Source organism: Stenotrophomonas pavanii (assembly GCF_900101175.1).
Lineage (GTDB): Bacteria > Pseudomonadota > Gammaproteobacteria > Xanthomonadales > Xanthomonadaceae > Stenotrophomonas > Stenotrophomonas pavanii.
This window is the reverse complement of the sequence record NZ_FNFQ01000008.1, coordinates 18523-32764: the sequence shown is the minus strand read 5'-3', so window position 1 is coordinate 32764 and position 14242 is coordinate 18523. Positions and strand designations below refer to the sequence as shown.

11 protein-coding genes are annotated in these 14242 nt (G+C 68.6%); 7 read left to right on the top strand and 4 right to left on the bottom strand.

The features are described from left to right. Window positions 1-20: 20 nt before the first annotated feature. Complete coding sequence (locus BLS66_RS14045) at window positions 21-728, bottom strand: response regulator (protein WP_049470937.1); 708 nt, start codon at window positions 726-728, stop codon at window positions 21-23. Between the two features lie 107 nt (window positions 729-835). On the opposite strand from BLS66_RS14045, the gene BLS66_RS14040 reads away from it, so the two are divergent. Both BLS66_RS14040 and BLS66_RS14035 read left to right on the top strand, forming a co-directional pair. Beyond that, window positions 836-1759 carry a pepsin/retropepsin-like aspartic protease family protein gene (locus BLS66_RS14040; protein ID WP_074726130.1) on the top strand — a complete coding sequence of 308 codons (924 nt, stop codon included), beginning with the start codon at window positions 836-838 and terminating at the stop codon, window positions 1757-1759. A 67-nt stretch (window positions 1760-1826) separates the two neighbouring features. After that, entirely contained in the window at window positions 1827-2990 is a 1164-nt protein-coding gene (locus tag BLS66_RS14035) for a serine hydrolase domain-containing protein (RefSeq protein ID WP_074726129.1), read from the top strand. A gap of 118 nt (window positions 2991-3108) precedes the next feature. Here the strand turns inward: BLS66_RS14035 and BLS66_RS14030 are convergent, their stop codons facing one another. The 3 genes from BLS66_RS14030 to BLS66_RS14020 form a co-directional block, all read right to left on the bottom strand. Continuing rightward, the gene (locus BLS66_RS14030; RefSeq protein WP_074726128.1) at window positions 3109-3720 is read right to left on the bottom strand and encodes a DUF6445 family protein; all 612 of its coding nucleotides are present in this window, start codon (window positions 3718-3720) and stop codon (window positions 3109-3111) included. A 134-nt stretch (window positions 3721-3854) separates the two neighbouring features. Next, window positions 3855-5504: a chaperonin GroEL gene (groL, locus tag BLS66_RS14025; RefSeq protein ID WP_005411226.1), complete on the bottom strand. Its 1650-nt coding sequence runs from the start codon at window positions 5502-5504 to the stop codon at window positions 3855-3857. 81 nt (window positions 5505-5585) lie between these two features. Continuing rightward, a complete protein-coding gene (locus tag BLS66_RS14020; protein WP_005411227.1) occupies window positions 5586-5873 on the bottom strand; it encodes a co-chaperone GroES in 288 nt (95 codons plus the stop codon). Window positions 5874-6185: 312 nt separating this feature from the next. Between BLS66_RS14020 and BLS66_RS14015 the strand changes: the two genes are divergently transcribed. The 5 genes from BLS66_RS14015 to BLS66_RS13995 all read left to right on the top strand — a co-directional run bounded on the left by BLS66_RS14015 (window position 6186) and on the right by BLS66_RS13995 (window position 14226). Further along, window positions 6186-7976 (top strand): endonuclease, encoded by a 1791-nt coding sequence (locus BLS66_RS14015; RefSeq protein ID WP_074726127.1) that lies wholly within the window; start codon window positions 6186-6188, stop codon window positions 7974-7976. 67 nt (window positions 7977-8043) lie between these two features. Further along, complete coding sequence (gene cutA / locus BLS66_RS14010; RefSeq protein WP_049470927.1) at window positions 8044-8382, top strand: divalent-cation tolerance protein CutA; 339 nt, start codon at window positions 8044-8046, stop codon at window positions 8380-8382. Next, the gene (locus BLS66_RS14005) at window positions 8379-10757 is read left to right on the top strand and encodes a protein-disulfide reductase DsbD domain-containing protein (RefSeq protein ID WP_074726126.1); all 2379 of its coding nucleotides are present in this window, start codon (window positions 8379-8381) and stop codon (window positions 10755-10757) included. The genes cutA and BLS66_RS14005 overlap by 4 nt, the downstream gene beginning before the upstream one ends. Beyond that, window positions 10754-11317 carry a TlpA family protein disulfide reductase gene (locus tag BLS66_RS14000; RefSeq protein ID WP_074726125.1) on the top strand — a complete coding sequence of 188 codons (564 nt, stop codon included), beginning with the start codon at window positions 10754-10756 and terminating at the stop codon, window positions 11315-11317. The genes BLS66_RS14005 and BLS66_RS14000 overlap by 4 nt, the downstream gene beginning before the upstream one ends. A gap of 386 nt (window positions 11318-11703) precedes the next feature. Then, the gene (locus BLS66_RS13995; RefSeq protein ID WP_074726124.1) at window positions 11704-14226 is read left to right on the top strand and encodes a PepSY domain-containing protein; all 2523 of its coding nucleotides are present in this window, start codon (window positions 11704-11706) and stop codon (window positions 14224-14226) included. Window positions 14227-14242: the final 16 nt, after the last annotated feature.

Sequence of the window (14242 nt, the reverse complement as noted above, 5' to 3'; positions counted from 1 at the left end):
TGCAGTGGACCACCGGCCGCTCACAGCACCTGTACCGCGGCATCGAAGCGGTAGCCTTCACCGCGCGAGGTCTGCACCAGGGCTTCGGCACCCGGCGCGGCCTGCCCGAGCTTGCGGCGCAGCCGGCTGACCGCCAGGTCGACTGCGCGATCGACCGTGTCACTGGATTCGCCGCGGCTGAGCTGCAGCAGCTGCTCGCGGCCGAGCACCCGCCCGGGCCGCTCGGCCAGCGCCAGCAGCAGGCTGAATTCACCGCGGCTGAGCACCAGTTCGCTTCCATCCGGCGCCAGCAGGCGCCGTTGTTCGGGCAGCAGCCGCCAACCGGCAAACCGCAGCTCGCTGGGCACCTGGGCGCGCAGCTTGTGCTGGCGACGCAGCAACGCGCGCACCCGCGCCAGCAGCTCACGGGGATCGAACGGCTTGGCCAGGTAGTCATCGGCGCCCATCTCCAGGCCGATGACCCGATCGGGCGCGCTGCCCATCGCAGACAGCATCAGGATCGGAATGGCCCGCGCCTGCAACCGCCGGCAGACCGAAAGCCCATCTTCGCCGGGCATCATCCAGTCCAGGATGATCACGTCCGGGCGTTCGACCTGCAGCAGCACGTCCAGCGCAGTGGCGTCCGCCGCCACGCGCACCTGGTAGCCGTGCAGCAGCAGGCAATCGGCGATGGCGTCGCGGATGCTGGCGTCGTCATCGACGACGATGACACGGGCAGAAGTACTCATGCAGGCAGTATCGGGCAGGTCTGTATCAGGACGGTATCAACACTGATATTCCTGCGATACGCCGCAGCGCGCCAATGGTCGCCCCATGATCACTGCGGAGCCTTCCCTTGCGCCTCATCCTTCTCTCCCTGCTTGCTGCCGCGCTGCCCGCGTGGGCAGCCGACGCCCCCGAGCACGTCCTGCCGATGTGGATGCAGGGCGGCCACCCGGCGGTGGCCGTCTCGCTGGACGGACGCGCCGAACCGCTGCGCTTCGTGGTCGACAGTGCCGCCGGGGCAACCCTGGTCGATGCACGCGTGGTCCGGCGCTATGGCCTGGACGATGCGCAAGCGGCCGTGTCGCAGGCCCAGGGTGCCAGCGCGAACGCGGCCCGGCTGCAGCGCATGCGCAGCACGGCGTGGCAACTGGGAAGCTGGCAATTGAATGCCAGTGGCATGCAGGTCGATCTGTCCTCCCTGGCGAAAGACGATGACCCGGCGATCGACGGCTTGATCGGCAATGATCTGACCGGGCGCTGGGACACCCGCTGGGATTTCGGCCGCGAGCAGCTGGCGCTGTGGACGCCCGGGCGGTTGAACCTGGAGGGACCGGGCTGCCAGGCCAATGCACTGCCCGGGCGCAGCGCTGGCCTGCGCCAGTTCGGCTTCGTCATGCTGACGCTGGGCACGCCGGGCGCCGAGGCGGTCGCAGTGGTCGATACGGGCGCGGCGCAGACCGTGCTCAATGCCGAAGCCGCCCGCGCACTGGGGCTGCGCACCGACGGCAGCGATGCACGGGTGCGCCTGCGTGCAAAGGGCACCGAAGGCCTGGGTGGCGGTGCGCAGGCCACCTGGCTGTACACCCTGCCCGGCATGAACGGCGGCGGCTGGCAGCACCCTTCGATGGAGGTCCGGATCAGCGAACTGCCGGTGTTCAAGGCGATCGGCCTGGAGGCACGACCGGCGCTGATCCTCGGTGCCGATGCGATGCGCGGCGGCCAGGTGGACATCGGTGCGGGAGCGGCGCGGATCTGCCTGCGCCGGCCCGGCTGACCTCCGGCCCATGACGGTGGGACCTGGCTGGCGTAGCATCCGCCCGGTCCCGCCAGGAGTTCCACGCATGCGCCGTGCCGTCCTGATGTTGCTGACGCTGCTCCCGCTGGCCGTGCTGGCCGCGCCGCCTCCACTGCCCTCGCCCGCCCGCATCGATGCCGAAGCACAGCGCCTGATGCGGGCCGCCCATGCGCGCGGCATGGCACTGGCCGTGGTCGATGGCGGCAAGGTCGTGCATGTGGCCGCCTATGGTGAACGCAACGCCACGGGCGCGCCGTTGCGCACCGACACCGTGATGTACGCCGCGTCATTGACCAAGATGGCCTTTGGTCACCTGGTCGCGCAGCTGGCGCAGGACACGCCGATCCAGCTGGACGCCAGCATTGCCACTGCACTGGACAAACCGCTTCCGGCGTATCCGCCCGAACCGAAGAAGTACGCCGACTACAGCGTGCTGGCCGGCGATGCGCGCTGGCGCCAGCTCACGCCGCGCCTGCTGCTCAATCACGCCAGCGGTTTCGCCAACTTCGGCTTTCTCGAACCGGATGGCCGGCTGAAGTTCCACTTCAACCCGGGCGCCCGCTACGGGTATTCCGGCGACGGACTGATCCTGCTGCAGTTCGTGATCGAACGCGGGCGGCTGGGCCAGGACGTGGGGACGCTGATGCAGGAGCGCATCTTCGACCGCTTCGGCATGACGCGCACCAGCATGACGTGGCGCGCGGACTTCGCCGGCAACCTGGCCGACGGCTGGACCGCCGATGGCGATACGGTGCCGCACGATGAACGCAGCCGCGTGCGTGCGGCCGGTTCGATGGACACCACGATCGCCGACATGGCCCGCTTCGCCGCCGGCTACGTGCGCGGCGACGGGCTGTCGGCTTCAATGCGCAGGGAGCTGGTGCGGCCGCAGCTGCCGATCACCACCGCCAGCCAGTTTCCCACGCTGCAGCCGGAGCTGCCTGCGGCCCGGCAGCACAAGGGGCTGGCCGCCGGCCTGGGCGTGGTGACGTTCCGCGGCCCGCAGGGCGCAGGCTTCTACAAGGGCGGCCACGACGATGCGGTGGGCAACACGCTGGTGTGCGTGGAGCGGCACCAGCGCTGCGTGGTCATCCTGGGCAACGATGTGCGGGCCGAGGCCACCTTCCCGGCACTGGTGGCGTTCGTGCTGGGCGATACGGGCGTGCCGTGGCAGTGGGAGTACGGCGCGACGAAGGCCTTCGTCGAATGAGGGTGCGTTGACGCCTGCGTATCGCGTGCGGCTGGACGGGCGCATCCACGCATGGCGTGGATCTACCAGCGAAACCGTGCACCTGTAGATCCACGCCATGCGTGGATGCCTGCTCCGCTCAGCGCGCCTGCTCGAAGAACATCAGGTACACCAGCCGGCCATTCTCCGGGCGGTCGCCGAATGCCGGGCCGGCGGTGTGCCAGAACCAGGGCCGCAGCAGCACCAGCCGGTTGAAGCGCATCGGGATGCGCATGGTCATTTCCCACTGGCTGTCGTCGTTGCTGTCGCGCTCGATGATGTCGCGATGCATGTCGCCGCCGTTGGCATACCCCAGCGCTGCCAGTTCCGCGGCGTCCAGGGCCATGCGCTCGGTGCCTGTACGCCGGTGGCGGAAGAACTCGGTGCCGCCCTTGCAGTGCTCGGCCGCACTCAGGTAGAGGATGCCCGACCAGTGCGAGTGATCGGCGTGCACTTTCGCGCGGCCGACATCGCTGGCCAGGGTCAGCCGGAACTTGCCGTGCGACTGCAGCGGATTGACCGGCCGCAGCGGTTCGTTGACCAGCCGTGACGCCGCCTCGGCCAGGCTGTCCAGTTCCAGCCGCTGCAGAGAGTTGCGACCGGGAAATGCGCCGTCCTGTGCCGGATAGGTCAGGCCCAGCGCCGCCTGGCGCAGGGCGTGCGCGTCGGCCGGTGCAAGGAAGTCGTCAACGACGATGAACGAGGTAGGCATGACCACCGAGCGTAGCGATGCACTGCGGCGGCGGCAACTGCGCAACGAAAAACCCCGCCTTGCGGCGGGGTTCTTCTTTTGCAGCGGGAAGGGATGCCGGCCCGGGGCCGGCACCCGATACCAGGGGCGTGGACTTAGAAGTCCATGCCGCCCATGCCACCCATGCCGCCCATGCCACCGGCGCCACCCATGGCCGGCTCGTCCTTCTTCGGAGCTTCGGCAACCATGGCTTCGGTGGTGATCATCAGGCCGGCGATCGAGGCTGCGTTCTGCAGGGCCGAACGGGTCACCTTGGTCGGGTCCAGGATGCCGAACTGCAGCATGTCGCCGAACTCGCCGGTGGCCGCGTTGTAGCCGAAGCTGCCGGTGCCTTCCTTGACCTTGTTGATGATGACCGACGGCTCGTCGCCGGCGTTGGCCACGATCTCGCGCAGCGGGGCTTCCATCGCGCGCAGGGCGATCTGGATGCCGTGGTTCTGGTCTTCGTTGGCACCCTTCAGGCCGGCCAGCGCGGTGATCGCGCGCACCAGCGCCACGCCGCCGCCCGGGACCACGCCTTCTTCAACGGCTGCACGGGTGGCGTGCAGGGCGTCGTCGACGCGATCCTTCTTTTCCTTCATTTCGATTTCGGTCGAGGCGCCGACCTTGATCACGGCAACGCCGCCGGCCAGCTTGGCCACGCGTTCCTGCAGCTTCTCGCGGTCGTAATCCGAAGAGGTGTCCTGGATCTGGGTCTTGATCTGCGCCACGCGTGCATCAACGTTGGCCTTGTCGCCGACGCCGTCGATGATGGTGGTGTTCTCCTTGGAGACCTGCACCTTCTTGGCGCGGCCCAGGTCCTTGATGGTGGCCTTTTCCAGCGACAGGCCGACTTCTTCGGAGATCACGGTGCCGCCGGTCAGCACGGCCATGTCTTCCAGCATCGCCTTGCGACGGTCGCCGAAGCCCGGCGCCTTGACGGCCACGACCTTGACGATGCCGCGGATGGTGTTGACCACCAGGGTCGCCAACGCTTCGCCTTCGACTTCCTCGGCCACGATCAGCAGCGGCTTGCCGGCCTTGGCGACGCCTTCCAGCACCGGCAGCAGGTCACGGACGTTGGAGATCTTCTTGTCGTGCAGCAGGATGAACGGGTCATCCAGGTCAGCGGTCTGCGACTGCTGGTTGTTGATGAAGTACGGCGACAGGTAGCCGCGGTCGAACTGCATGCCCTTGACCACGTCCAGCTCGTTGTCCAGGCCCGAGCCTTCTTCAACGGTGATCACGCCTTCCTTGCCGACTTCCTTCATCGCGTCAGCGATGATCTGGCCGATCGACTCGTCCGAGTTGGCCGAGATGGTACCGACCTGGGCGATCGCCTTGTCGTCGGCGGTCGGCTTGGAGATGTTCTTCAGCTCGGCGACGGCGGCCGAAACGGCCTTGTCGATACCGCGCTTGAGGTCCATCGGGTTCATGCCGGCGGCAACGGCCTTGGCGCCTTCGCGGATCAGGGCCTGGGCCAGCACGGTGGCGGTGGTGGTGCCGTCGCCGGCGTCGTCGTTGGTGCGCGACGCGACTTCCTTCACCATCTGCGCGCCCATGTTCTCGAACTTGTCAGCCAGTTCGATTTCCTTGGCGACGGAGACGCCGTCCTTGGTGATGGTCGGGGCGCCGAAGCTCTTTTCCAGCACGACGTTGCGGCCCTTCGGGCCCAGGGTGGCCTTGACGGCATTGGCGAGAACGTTGACGCCGCGCACCATGCGCGAACGGGCGTCTTCACCGAAACGAATATCCTTGGCAGCCATTGCATTTACCTCATTGGTAGCGCCGGACGATGCCCGGCGGCTGGGATTTGGGGGTCAGGTTGAAACAGGTCGCGCGGAGGCTCAGCCGATGACGGCGAGCACGTCGTCTTCGCGCAGGACCTTGTACTCGACGCCTTCGCTCTTGTACGAGCTGCCGGCGTACTGGCCGTAGATGACCTTGTCGCCGACCTTCAGCGACGGCGCGCGCACGTTGCCGTTGTCCAGCGGCTTGCCCGGGCCGACGGCCACGACCTCACCCTTGGTGGACTTTTCCTTGGCCGAGTCGGGGATGACGATGCCACCGGCGGAGATTTCGTCGGCTTCGATCGGCTTGACCACAACGCGGTCGTGCAGCGGCTTGATGCTCATAGGAGACCTCTTAAGTGATTGATTGGTCTAAAAAAGTCCGGCGATGTTAGCACTCACCCCAGGCGAGTGCCAGAACCGCACGTGAAGAAACCCGACAACGTCGGGAGCAGGGCAGAGATGGAGCCCCGCGCCCTCCTTTCAAGGGTGGCATCAAAAAAATTTTTCCCGCCCGTGTCGCTTGGCGCTGGTCGGGATCCCGTCAATTTCGGTGACAAGCGTCGCACTGTCAGATATCTGACGTTCATTTACGACAAAGTGTCACTGGATCGGCCTTAGGCTCGACCGGGCATTCCCAATCACAAGGAGGAGTCGATGCGATTGCTGTCACCGCTTGCCGCGGCCTGCCTGCTGGCCCTGGCCGCTGCGCCGGCCCAGGCCGAGGTCTTCATCAATGAACTGCACTACGACGACAGCACCGCCGCCGGTGACGTCGGCGAAGCGATCGAGGTCGTGGCCACCGCCGGTGAGGACCTGTCCGGCTACCGCCTGTACCTGTACAACGGGTCCAACGCATCGGCGGCCGTGGTCTACGCCAACACGCCGGTCCCGGCCGGCACCGCCGCCGGCTGCGGCAGCGCGACCATCGCCGTGGTCAACTACCCGACCAACGGCATCCAGAACGGCCCGAACGATGGCATCGCGCTGGTCGATGCCAGCGGCAAGGTGGTCCAGTTCCTCAGCTACGAGGGCACCATCACCGCGTCCGGCGGCCCCGCCGCGGGGATGACCAGCCAGAACATCCCGGTGGCCGAGACCAACAGCACCGCACCGGGCACGTCGCTGCAGCTGACCGGCAGCGGCAGCCAGTACGCCCACTTCACCTGGGCCGAATCGGCCGGCCAGACGTTCGGCAGCTGCAACAACGGACAGACCTTCAGTGGCGGCGGCACCCCGGGCCCCAACACGCCGCCGTCGGTGTCCACCACCACCCCGGCGCAGGGCAGCAGCACCTTCCCGGCCGCCGCCGACCTGGAAGTGGTGTTCAGCGAAACGGTGAACCTGGCCAGCGGCGCCTTCGCCCTGAGCTGCGGTACCTCCGGCAGCGTGCCGCTGACCTTCCCGGCCAGCGGCCGCAGCGTGAAGCTGTCCACCAACACCGCGCTGGTGGCCGGTGAAGCCTGCCGCTTCGACATCCGCGCCGCGCGCATCACCGACCTGCAGGGCGCACACCCGGCCGCCGACAGCCGCATTGCCTTCACCGTGGCCAGCACCGGCGGCAATCCGGACCCGGGCAACCCCGGCGTGCCGGCCGGCTATTACTCCAAGGTCAACACCAGCAGCCCCAGCCAGCTGCGCTGTTCGCTGCACGCCACCATCAAGGGCCATACCGCCTATCCGTACAGCGGCTCGGGCACCAGCACCTGGACCATCCTGGAAATCGCCGACGAGGATCCGAACAATTCCGGCAGGATCCTGGATGCGTATCGCAACCACAGCTACGCCAAGGTGACCGATCGCGCCGGCAGCGGCAGTGGCCTGAAGTACAACCGCGAGCACACCTGGCCGAACTCGCTGGGCTTTGCCACCACCACCGGTGACAAGGGCCTGCCGTACGCGCCGTATACCGACACCCACATGCTGTACCTGACCGACGCGCAGTGGAACGCCGATCGTGGCAACAAGCCGTTCGGCAAGTGCGACGCCAGCTGCGGCGAGCGCGCCACCGAGGCCAACAACGGCCAGGGGGGCGGCAGCGGTGGCTATCCGGGCAACTCCAACTGGGTGCGCACGCCGGACGGCAACACCGGCACCTACGAGGTGTGGGGCAAGCGCAAGGGCGACATGGCGCGTGCGGTGATGTACATGGCGATCCGCTACGAGGGCGGCAAGGATGCGGCGACCGGCCAGTCCGAGCCGGACCTGGAGCTGACCGACGACCGCAGCAAGATCGTCAAGACCAGCAGCTCACCGGCCTACATGGGCCTGCTGTCGACCCTGATCGACTGGCACCTGTCCGACCCGCCGGATGATGCCGAGCGTGCGCGCAATGACGTGGTCTACAGCTTCCAGGGCAACCGCAACCCGTTCATCGACCACCCCGAGTGGGCCACCCCGGCCCTGTTCACCTCGGCCAAGCCGGCCACCTGCCAGCTGGCCAACTGACCGCGCAACGCAGCGGTCCACGCCGCCGCCGGGCCCTGGCCCGGTGGCGGCCCTATACTCGACGGTCATGTCGACCGTCGATCCCGTCCTGCTGCTGTTGACCACCTGCCCGGACCGGGCCAGTGCCGAGCGCATCGCGCACGCGCTGGTCGGCGAGCGCCTGGCCGCGTGCGTGACCCGCCTCGATGGCGCGCAGTCGACCTACCGCTGGCAGGGCGAGGTGACCACCGACGCCGAGCTGCAGTTGCTGGTGAAAACCACCGCGAGCCGCGTCGATGACGCGATTGCCCGGATCGTCGAACTGCATCCGTATGAACTCCCGGAGTGCATCGCGGTCGAAGCCCGGGCCGGCCTGCCGGCGTATCTGGATTGGATCCGGGCACAGACCCGGGAGGACACTGATTGAAGACTCTGTTTGCGCGTGGCGCCGCCCTGTGCGCCCTGTTGTGGCTCTCGCTGCCCGCCTTCGCCCTGGATGAGAAGGACCTGCTGCCGGTGGACCAGGCGTTCGCGCTGACCGCGACCGCCCCCGAACGTGGCCAGGTGCAACTGCAGTTCAAGATCGCGCCGGGCTATTACCTCTATCGCCATCGCACCAGCGTCAAGGCCGACCCCGCCTTCAATGCCGGCGCGCTGCAGATGCCCAAGGGCGACCGCCACCACGACGATTTCTTCGGCGAGGTCGAAACCTATCGCGAGCGCCTGCAGGCCACCCTGCCCGGCACGCCGACCGAGGCCGCCGGCACCATCAGCCTGGAAGTGCGATACCAGGGCTGTGCCGATGCCGGTGTCTGCTACCCGCCGCAGAAGCGCGTGGTGCAGGTCACCCTGCCCGGCGCCGGCGCCGCGTCCGTGCCCCCTACCGCGCGTACCGGTGCGGCGAACCCGTTCAACAACCCGCTGGCCGGTGCCGGCAACAGCGGCGGCCTGCGCCTGCCGGGTGCGGCCAGCAACAGCCAGGCGCTGCCGCTGCCGTCGGAACAGGCATTCGGCTTCGATGCCATCGCCAGCGATGGCAACACCCTGCTGCTGCGCTTCAGCCCGGCGCCGGGCTATTACCTGTACCGCGACCGCACCTCGCTGAAGCTGGAAGGCAGCGCCGGCGTGCTCGCCGACACCCCACGCTGGCCGGCCGCGCAGTCGCATCGCGACGAGCACTTCGGCGATGTCTCGGTCTACTTCAACCAGGTGGAAGTGCCGCTGCCGCTGCGCCGCACCGTCACCGACGCGGTCGACAGCACCCTGGTGGTGACCTTCCAGGGCTGCCAGACCGATGGCATCTGCTACCCGCCGATGACCCGCCGGGTCAAGCTGTCGATTCCGGCCGGCAAGCTCAGCACGGGCAGCGATCCGGCGCCAGCACGCACTGCGATGGTCAGCCCGCTGCCGGCCGCCGGTGCGCCGCGCGAATCCGCCGATGGCGCGCCGCTGCGCCTGCTGCCGACCGTGCCCAACGAGAACGCCGCCGCTACCGCTGCCGGCAGCGCGACCCCGGGCACTGCATTCGCCAACGATGCGCGCGGTGACAACGCACTGCGCACGCGGCCGCCGGTGACGACGCCGAATCCGGATCGTTCGTTCGTCTGGGTCCTGCTGCTGGCGCTGGCCGGTGGCCTGGTCCTGAACCTGATGCCCTGCGTGCTGCCGATCCTGTCGCTGAAGGTGCTGAGCCTGGCGCAGAGCGGCGAAAGCCCGCAGCGTGCGCGCAGCCATGCGCTCTGGTACACGCTGGGCGTGCTGGTCGCGTTCGCGGTGATCGGCGCGCTGATGGTGGGCCTGCGTGCGCTCGGCAACGCCGTCGGCATCGGCTTCCAGTTGCAGCACCCGGGCGTGGTGGCCGCACTGGCCTACATCATGTTCGCGGTGGGCCTGAGCCTGTCCGGCGTATTCACCCTCGGCGGTGGCATCGGCAACTTGGGCCAGTCGCTGGCCAGCCGCAGTGGCCCGGCCGGTGATTTCTTCACCGGTGCGCTGGCCTGCGTGGTCGGCAGTGCCTGTGTCGGTCCGTTCATGGGCGGCGCGATCGCCTACGCGTTCATTGCCCCGCCGCTGAAGGCGATGACCGTGTTCCTGTTCCTCGGCCTGGGGCTGGCCCTGCCATTCCTGCTGATAGGCTTCGTGCCGGCGCTGGCGCGGCGCCTGCCCAAGCCCGGGCCGTGGATGGAAACGCTCAAGCACGTGCTGGCCTTCCCGATGTACGCCACCGCGCTGTGGCTGCTGTGGGTGCTGGGCAAGCAGCGTGGCGTGGACGGCATGGCACTGGTGCTGGGTGGCCTGCTGCTGTTCGCCTTCGGCCTGTGGCTGTTTGAACGCAACCGCTGGACCGGCTCGCGTGCGGTGACCCTGCTCGGCGTGCTGCTGGCGATCGGTGCGCTGGTACCGGCCTGGGGCGTGACCCAGCTGGCACCGCCGGCGCGGGCCGCACAAGCCGCCAGCGACAACGTGGTCGAGTATTCGCCGCAGTTGCTGGACCGCCTGCGCGCCGACAACCGCGTGGTGTTCGTCAACATGACCGCCGACTGGTGCGTGAGCTGCAAGGCCAACGAACGTGCGGTGCTGTCACGGCCGGAGTTCAAGGAACTGCTCAAGCGCACCAACGCGGTGTACATGCGCGGTGACTACACCAATGTCGACCCGCAGATCACCACGTTCCTGGAGGAGCACAAGGCGGTGGGCGTGCCGCTGTACGTGGTGTACGGCCCCGGCGCGCCGCCGACCGTGCTGCCGACCCTGCTGACCCAGGCGGTGGTCGAGGAAGCGCTGCTGCGCACCGCACGATGAAGTGGCAACGGCCCGCGCTGCTGTGGACAGCGGTGCTGGCCGCCGGCCTCGGCCTGTGGGCCGGGCATCGACTGTCACCCGCCCCGCCTGCACCCGCCACGCCAGCGACGGCTTCCACAGCCACCGCCGCGACGCCCACTCTGCAGGTGGGCGATCAACTGCCGGCGCTGACCTTGCCGGACCTGGCGGGACAGCCCCTCGACCTGCGCCAGCGCTTTGCCGGCCGCCCGCTGCTGATCAATGTCTGGGCCAGCTGGTGTGCGCCCTGCGTGGAAGAGATGCCCGAGCTGGCGCGCTTCGCCGATGCGCAGGGCGACCACGGCGTGCAGGTGCTGGGCCTGGCGCTGGATACCGCGGACGACGTGCGCGGTTTCCTGCGGCGGGTGCCGGTGGAGTACCCGATCGTGATCGAGACCCCGGGGCCACGCGATGCCAGCGTGCAGCTGGGCAATGCGCAGGGCCTGCTGCCTTACAGCGTGCTGTTCGATGAGCAGGGGCGGCTGGTCAAGGCGAAGCTGGGGCCGTTCGCCCAGGGCGAGATCGACCGCTGGGTGAAATGAGGGATCGACAGCACCGCGCCCTGCACCTGCGGTAGTGCCGGCCGCTGGCCGGCAACTCCACTGCGGTAGTGCCGGCCGCTGGCCGGCAATTTCAACAGCAAAAGCAAAAAGCGGGCATTCCGTGGGATGGCGGGGCACTGCGGGTGGTCAGGACACGCCGTAACCGGACCCACCCGTCATCCCACGGAATGCCCGCCGTTGCTGTTGCGTTGGCTGTTGCTTCCGAGATTGCCGGCCAGCGGCCGGCACTACCACGGGTGCCGGGCCGCGCCCGGCCGCTGGCCCCTGCTTGACCGCAGGCAAGGCGCCACGGAGAATTCCGCGACTAATTCTCATTTGCTGTTGCGCAGGATGCGGGCGGCAGCCTCCCGGGCCCTCCTCCTTCGATGTTCAAGAACGTCCTGTTCCAACTGCACTGGCTGCTGGGCATCACCGCCGGTGCCGTACTGGCCGTGATGGGCCTGAGCGGCGCGACGCTGTCCTTCGAGGACGAGCTGCTGCGCACCGCCAATCCCGGCTTTGCCGAGATCGCCGCGCACCATGCCGACGGCCAGCAACCGCTTGCCCTCAGCGAGCTGGTGCCGCTGCTGCAGGTCGGCAGTGAACGCCCGCTGCAACGCCTGCGCGTGGACGCCACCGGCCAGCGGCCGTCGGTCGCACGCTTTGCCGGCGGGAAGGAACACTGGGTGTACTTCGATCCGTACAGCGGTGAGCGCTTCAGCACGCTGCGCGGACAGGCGTTCTTCGACTTCGTCGAGGATCTGCATCGCCACCTTGCCGCTGGCGACCGCGGCAAATGGGTGACCGGCGGCTGCGCCATCGCCCTGCTGTTCTTCACCTTGTCCGGGCTTTACCTGCGCTGGCCACGGCGCTGGTGGCACTGGCGCAGCTGGCTGGCGATCGAGTGGAAACGCAGCGGCCGCGGCTTCCTGTGGAGCCTGCACTCGGTGCTTGGCACCTGGGTGCTGCTGATCTACCTGATGAGTGCGCTGACCGGCCTGTGGTGGTCGTTCGACGGGTACCGCAGCGCTGCCAATTCCCTGCTGGGCGTCGCGCCGGCCGCCAGGCACAAGGTCGATCCCGATGCCGCCCTGGACCTGGAGCGCATTGAAACCACGCTGTACGCCCTGCCCGGCGTGCGCACCGGCTACATCGACCTGCGCCTGCCGGAGAAGCCGGGGCAGGCACTGAACGTGCGGGTGATGGCCGGTGATCCATCGCAGCGCGGTGGACAGCACGACCGTGCACACGACCTGCTGCAGCTGGATCCGGCCACGGGTGCGGTGCTTGAGGCGCGCCCGTATGCACGCCAGGGCGCGGGCGGCCAGCTGGCCACGAGCGTGTTCGCGCTGCACTCGGGCAGTTACTTCGGGCTGCCCGGGCGTGTCGTGGTGATGCTCAGCAGCGCAGCCATGAGCGTGTTCTTCATCACTGGCTGGCTGCTGTACCTGGATCGCCGTCGCAGCCAGCGCCTCGCGCGAGGGTTGCGCCAGTCGCTGACACCGCCGGTCGCCGACGGTGAGGGCACGCCGTGGCTGGTACTGCATGCCAGCCAGAGTGGACTGGGCGAACAGCTGGCGTGGCGTGCGGCCGCGCAGCTGCAGGCCGCTGGCCATCCGGTACAAGTGCTGCCGCTGGCCCGGATCGACGCCGCCCAGCTGCAGCAGGCATCGCAGGCGCTGCTTGTGCTGAGCACGTTTGGCGATGGCGAGCCACCGGATGCAGCGCGGCGCGCGGCACGCCAGCTGATGGCGCAGACACCGGACCTGTCGGGCCTGCGGTTCGGCCTGCTCGCGCTGGGGGACCGCCAGTATCCGCGTTACTGCGGCTTCGGCCGCCAGGTCGATGGCTGGTTGCTCGACAACGGCGCGCGCCCCCTGTTCGAACGCATCGATGTCGATGCTGCGGCCGTTCCGGCCCTGCGCCGATGGCAGCAACAACTGGGCGCGCTGACCGGCATCGTCACCGATGACAGCGTGCTGCCTGCTGCCACGCAGATGCATGAGTGGCGACTGCTCGGGCGCGAACGCCTCAACCCGGGCAGCCTCGGCGGGGCCATCTGGCGTGTGCGCCTTGCGGCCCCAGGCACGGTGCAGTGGCAGGCCGGCGATATCCTGCATATCGCGCCCCGCCACAACGCGCAGCATGCCAGTGCCGTGCTGGAGGCACATGGGCTGGATCCGCTGCTGCCCCTGCTGGTGGACGGCCAGCCGCGCACGCTGCTGGCACTGGCCAGTGAACGCGAACTGCCCGGCGCCGACGCCGCACTGGCGGTGCAGGACCCCGGCCTGTGGCTGGCCGGATTGCCGCTGCTGCCAGGGCGCGAGTATTCGATCGCATCCGCGGCCGACGATGGCGTGGTGGAGCTGGTGGTGCGGCTGGTGCATGACACGTCCGGCCGTGCCGGGCTCGGCTCCGGATGGCTGACGCTGCATGCGCCGATCGGCGCCAGCATCGTCGCCCGGGTGCATCGCAATCCCGGCTTCCATCGCCGGGGCGATGCGCCGATGGTGCTGGTCGGCAACGGCACCGGCATTGCCGGCCTGCGCAGCCTGTTGCGCGAAGCCGCCCATGCCGGCGAGCACGGGCACTGGCTGTTGTTCGGCGAGCGCCAGCGGGCACACGACTTCCTGTTCGCCGACGAGATCGAGGCCTGGCAGGCGCAGGGCCATCTGGCGCGGGTGGACCTGGCGTTCTCGCGCGATGGCGACGGTGGTTATGTGCAGGACCGCCTGCAGGCGGCCAGCGATACGCTGCGCGACTGGCTGCAGCGCGGCGCGGTGATCCATGTCTGCGGCTCGCTGCAGGGCATGGCCGAAGGTGTGGACCAAGTACTGCGTGGCGCGCTGGGCGAGGACGCAGTGGAAACGCTGCTGGAAAGCGGACGCTACCGCCGCGACGTGTACTGAACGATTCGGTGGTGCC